Origin of the sequence: Azospirillum sp. B4 (assembly GCF_000333275.1) — a bacterium.
In the GTDB taxonomy this organism is placed as follows: Bacteria; Pseudomonadota; Alphaproteobacteria; order Azospirillales; family Azospirillaceae; genus Nitrospirillum.
The window spans coordinates 1-4,666 of sequence record NZ_BACU01000318.1 but is presented as its reverse complement, the minus strand read 5'-3'; the positions used below and the strand labels follow the sequence as shown (position 1 = coordinate 4,666).

General features: G+C 62.7%; 5 protein-coding genes. 3 read left to right on the top strand and 2 right to left on the bottom strand.

The window, feature by feature from the left end:
• Positions 1-222: 222 nt before the first annotated feature.
• The gene (locus I55_RS14125; protein ID WP_044561227.1) at positions 223-525 is read left to right on the top strand and encodes an autorepressor SdpR family transcription factor; all 303 of its coding nucleotides are present in this window, start codon (positions 223-225) and stop codon (positions 523-525) included.
• Between the two features lie 5 nt (positions 526-530).
• On the top strand, positions 531-1,196 hold the full coding sequence (locus tag I55_RS14120; RefSeq protein ID WP_148293726.1) for an SdpI family protein: 666 nt from the start codon (positions 531-533) through the stop codon (positions 1,194-1,196).
• On the opposite strand, the gene I55_RS14115 is transcribed toward I55_RS14120, so the two are convergent.
• Positions 1,193-1,624 carry an MAPEG family protein gene (locus I55_RS14115; protein ID WP_044561226.1) on the bottom strand — a complete coding sequence of 144 codons (432 nt, stop codon included), beginning with the start codon at positions 1,622-1,624 and terminating at the stop codon, positions 1,193-1,195. The genes I55_RS14120 and I55_RS14115 overlap by 4 nt on opposite strands.
• 374 nt (positions 1,625-1,998) lie before the next feature.
• Here I55_RS14115 and I55_RS34470 point away from each other — a divergent pair, with 374 nt between their 5' ends.
• Positions 1,999-3,315 (top strand): tail fiber domain-containing protein, encoded by a 1,317-nt coding sequence (locus I55_RS34470; protein ID WP_083901110.1) that lies wholly within the window; start codon positions 1,999-2,001, stop codon positions 3,313-3,315.
• 99 nt (positions 3,316-3,414) lie between these two features.
• Here I55_RS34470 and I55_RS14105 read toward each other — a convergent pair.
• Positions 3,415-4,666: TonB-dependent receptor (locus tag I55_RS14105; RefSeq protein WP_044561224.1), on the bottom strand; the 1,252-nt coding region annotated here is incomplete at its 5' end.

Here is a 4,666-nt window from a genome sequence, read left to right as displayed (position 1 = left end):
CAGGATTCTGGGAATGTTCAGGGGTTGAAACAGGGGGCACCCGGCAAATTTTTCCTACACCCTGCAAAGTGTGTCATTTGAGTCACGCATTTTGCCGACGCGGCGACTCTTGCATTCAACAAGAGCTAACCCGATTGCGAAGTGCAGCAAAATGCAACGGAAGTCGAGCTGGCCTGGAAGCCATATTGACCATATTTCGGTATTTCGCTAAATACCATTCCCATGAATCGCGTTTTCAAAGCCCTGGCCGATCCCACCCGCCGCCGCATCCTTCAGCTGCTGCGCGAGGGGCCGCTGTCGGCCGGCGACATCGCCGCCCATTTCAATCTGGCCAAGCCCACGCTGTCCGGCCATTTCGCCGTGCTGCGCGAGGCCGACCTGGTGGACCAGGAACGCCAGGGCACCACCATCTATTACCGCCTGAAGCTGTCGGTGCTGGAGGAGGCTCTGTCCGGCCTCATGGACAGCATGGGGATAGGGCAGGGCGACCAGCCGGCCGGTGACCTGGCCCAGCAGGGGAAATGACCGCCATGTCGGCGCGCGCGCACTGGATCCTGACCGTTCAAATCCTGGTCCTCATGATGGGGGCCAGCCTGTACAGTCTCTGGCGGCTGGGGCCGGACGTCCTGCTGCCCGTCCATTTCGACGCCGCCGGCCAGCCGACGCGCTATGCCCACGCCCCCTGGGCGCTGGGCGTGGGGCCGCTGATGGCGCTGGTCCTGGCGGTGGCGATGCCCCTGGCGGCACGGCTGTTGCCGTTGGCGGAGAATCTGGAGCGCTCGGCCGCCGCCTGGCGCGTGTCCCGCCTGTCCGTCCTGGGCGTGCTGGCGGTGACGCACCTGGGCCTGGTGGTCACGGCCCTGGGGCACCCGGTGGAACTGCGGCGCCTGCACGCCTTCGCGCTGGGCATGGCCATGGCGGCGATCGGCAATGTCCTGGGCAAGGTGCGACCCAACCATCTGATGGGCATCCGCACGCCCTGGGCCAAGGCCGACGAGTGGGTGTGGGACCGCACCCATCGCTTCGGCGGCCGGCTGACCGTGGCCGGCGGCCTGGCGCTGATGGCGCTGGCCTTGTTCCTGCCCCCCGGCATCCTGCGCGGTCCCAGCCTCAGTTTCAGCGTGGTGATGACCGTGGCCGCCATCGCCTGGGTGCGCTCCTACCTCTACTGGCGGGTCCGTCCCGGCCGGCCTTAGCCGGGGATGGTCAGCAGGACGACGCCCAGCCGCACCCATAGGATGACCAGCACCAGCATGGATGCGATGTAGATCGCGGCCCGGTGGGTGACGTTGTTGTAGCTGAGGTGGATCAGGCCCTGCGCCACGCGGAGGGCGACGTAGATCCACGCCAGCGCCAGGTACAGGTGGTCACCCTGGTGCAGGACCATCAGCACCGTGCAGATGACGTAGAACAGCGGCGGCGCCTCCATCAGGTTGTCAAAGGCGCGCTGGCCCGTGGCCAGGCCGTCCGGTTGGGTTCCGGCGGTGAAGTTTCGGAAGTAGGACAGGCGCACATTTCCCCGCTTCACTGCGCGCACCCTTAGCAGGAACAGGCGGCCGCCAACCAGGATGGTGAACAGGAACAGGGCCAGCATGGGGAAGAAAAGGGCGATGCTGCTTGTCATGGCGGTCCGCTGCGTCAGGAAAAATTAACAAATAACTTATGGCTTTTCGCGGTGATGGGAAGGCTCCGACCCTCCTGGATTGGCGGCCTAAGCCGTCGCAGGTCGCGTTAATCTGTTCCAAAATGATCAGCCGTGAATACGGATGAAGGCATTTTTTCAGGATGGGCTAAGAATGGGGTGGTAGAAGTGCAGCTGGCGCATTCGTCAATTTGCATGTGGTGGGCATTTTTCAATTTCCTATAGTGACGAGCCTAAATAAACTTGCAACGCGGAGAGTGGTCACTGCGCCATCTATAAACGCCTGTCTCTCGTGCCGGTTGGGTGTGGGGGCTTCCGGAATAGAATTCGCAAAATTAGGATCAGGAGTGGGGCTTATGCCGTACCGGGCAAGGATAAGACGATCCAGTTCGTTGAAGTTTATAGGATTTCTGACGATTCTATCGGGTTCCGCGATTAGCGGTGGAGCTTTGGCGGGCTGCCCAGCTTGGCATGTGCTGCAGACCGGACAGACGGCCAGCGCCACAGACGTGATGGACAATTTCAACCACATTCTTGGTTGTCCCAATTTCACAGGCAATGTGGGAATTGGAACGGAGGCGCCATCAACGCCGTTAGAAATAGCGCACAATACAGGGACAGGAATAGAGGCGCCACTCCTGCGACTGAATTCGCTGGATACGCAGCCAAACAACGGCGGAAGCATCCTCTGGACCAATGTCTCAGGTGCCAACGCTCTGGCAAAGGTCGCAGGCGAAGACGCCGGTGGTTACGGCGGCATGCTGGTCTTTTCCACTAAGGCGCCGGCCGGCGGGACTGCCGGAGATCCGGTTGAGAGACTGCGCATTGATAGTTCCGGTAATGTCGGTATTGGAACAAGTTCACCCGTGGAAACACTGGATGTAAACGGCGCCAGCGTTTTGGGCTACGCAGGCGGGGAGCGCATGTCCATAATGGGCGGCTCCTTGGGGTTCAACCGCAAGGTGGCGACAGGGGCGATTTACACGTCGGCGGCGCACGCCTATCAATTTCAACATACACAAAGTACTACGCCAGCCTCGGACTACCTGGCATGGCAGGTTTATGGTCCTAGTGGCAGCGGAGTCACCGGCACGGCCCTGACGGTCAATGGCCTGGGATATGTGGGCATTAACGGAGTCTCGTCGGGCTACAACCTTTTTGTGAATGGCTCAGCTGGCGGGTTGAGCGCCTGGACTAACCTTTCCGATGCCCGGCTCAAGAAAGATATTGTCCCTATCAACGGCGCCTTGCGGATGATCAGCGAGTTGCGCGGCGTTCGGTTTCGCTGGCGTGGGGATGACGAGCGGACCGTTGGCAAAGATTTGAAGCTGCCAACCGCCACGCCTCAGGTGGGCTTCATCGCTCAGGAGGTCAGCGCGGTGCTTCCCGAAGCCGTGGCCCAAAGTGCCGATGGTGACCGGATCATGAGCGTTCAGGAGTCGAAGATCGTTCCGGTTCTTGTGGAAGCGGTCAGGGAGCTTAAGGCCCAGAACCAGGAATATGAAGACCGTATCAGGACACTGGAGCAAGAAAGCGCTCGATATAAGAGCGCATACGATGCCCAATTAGCAAAGGATCGCCAGGTGCAAAAGGCAAGCGTGGAAGTCGAGGAGCGCTTGCGTAGGCTCGAGAAGCTGGCCAATGTAAAAATGACGCTGACTTCTTCCCAGTAAGATCGACGGTTCGACTGCCGCAAGTGGCCTGTCTAGAAAGAAAACGGCGCGCGGAATGCTTCCCGCGCGCCGCTTGCCATCCCGAACAGGGTTATCTGATCAGAACCGCACCTTGACCGTGCCCATGATCTGGCGCGGCGGCTGGGGGAAGGCGCCCAGCGGGCCGTTGTCGTCGGCCTCGATCAGGTTGACCTTGCGGTCGAACAGGTTGCGCACCGTCAGGCCCAGGTCCAGCGTGTCCTGGCCCGGCGGCGTCCACGTCCAGGTGGTGTTCCACAGGGCGTAGCCGCCGCCGATGTGGCTGTTTTGGCTGTCGTAGGCGTAGTCGCCGAACATCTCCACCCACAGCTTGCCCGACAGCCCCCAGGCCGGGATGGCCTGGTTCAGGGCGATGCTGCCCGTGTGCCGGGGGGCACCCTGGACCCGCTTGCCGGTGAAGTCGCGCTGGATCAGCGTGTCGCTTTCCACGAAGCGGTCTTCCAGCCAGTAGGCCTCGGTATAACCATAGGTGACGTCGGCCGACAGGTGGGGCACCAGGCTGTCCAGCCGGGCGGTACCCGCCAGCTCCACGCCCTGCGACAGCTGCTGGCCGGTGTTGAACGTCTCCGTCTTGCCGTTGACCTCCACCACCTGCAAGAGGTCGTGGCGTTCCAGGCGATAGACGGTGACGCTGCCCGACAGCAGGCCGCCGAAGGCGTCGCCCTTCACGCCGGCTTCCACATTGTCCGCCAGTTCCGGGTTCAGGCCGGTCTGGCGGCTGCGGAAGGACCACAGCGGCCCGAAGGCGGCGGAGAAGCCCTGGCCGTAGGCGACATAGGCGCTGACCTCCGGCGTCACCTTCCAGGTGACCGACGCCTTGGGGCTGAAGTGGCCGTTGCTGTCGTCGGCCGTGCCCGGCGGGGTGATGGTGCCGTCGGGGCCGCCGCTGGTGGTGGGGCCGTAATAGACGTGGCGCTCGAAATGGTCATAGCGCCCGCCCACGTCCAGGGTCACCGGTCCCAGGGTGCGGTCAACCTGGAGATAGCCGGCGAACGCCCGCTCCCGGCCGTAGGCGTCCAGCTGGGTGTCGGACACCCAGTCCGCCGTGTTCAGGTGCTGGCCGGTCAGGATGCTGCGCTGCTCACCGTAGTAATAGGTGTCGTTCAACTCCCCGGTCCAATGCTCGGTATGGTGGGCGCGCACCTGTTCCGCGCTGATGCCGCCCAGCACCTGCCAGGGACCGCGCGTCCAGGACAGCTGCTGCTCGCCATAACCGGTGACGGTGTTGCCGTCGACGCGGAACCCGGTGAAGGTGACGGAGCCGGCGCTGGGATCGTATTCCGTGGCGAAGCCCTGCAGCGCGGAGGTCAGG

What these genes read in the sequence shown, in the direction of transcription:
- I55_RS14125 (WP_044561227.1), top strand. Translation starts at nt 223, where the DNA reads ATGAATCGCGTTTTCAAAGCCCTGGCCGATCCCACCCGCCGCCGCATC.
- I55_RS34470 (WP_083901110.1), top strand. Translation starts at nt 1,999, where the DNA reads ATGCCGTACCGGGCAAGGATAAGACGATCCAGTTCGTTGAAGTTTATA.
- I55_RS14115 (WP_044561226.1), bottom strand. Translation starts at nt 1,624, where the DNA reads ATGACAAGCAGCATCGCCCTTTTCTTCCCCATGCTGGCCCTGTTCCTG.
- I55_RS14120 (WP_148293726.1), top strand. Translation starts at nt 531, where the DNA reads ATGTCGGCGCGCGCGCACTGGATCCTGACCGTTCAAATCCTGGTCCTC.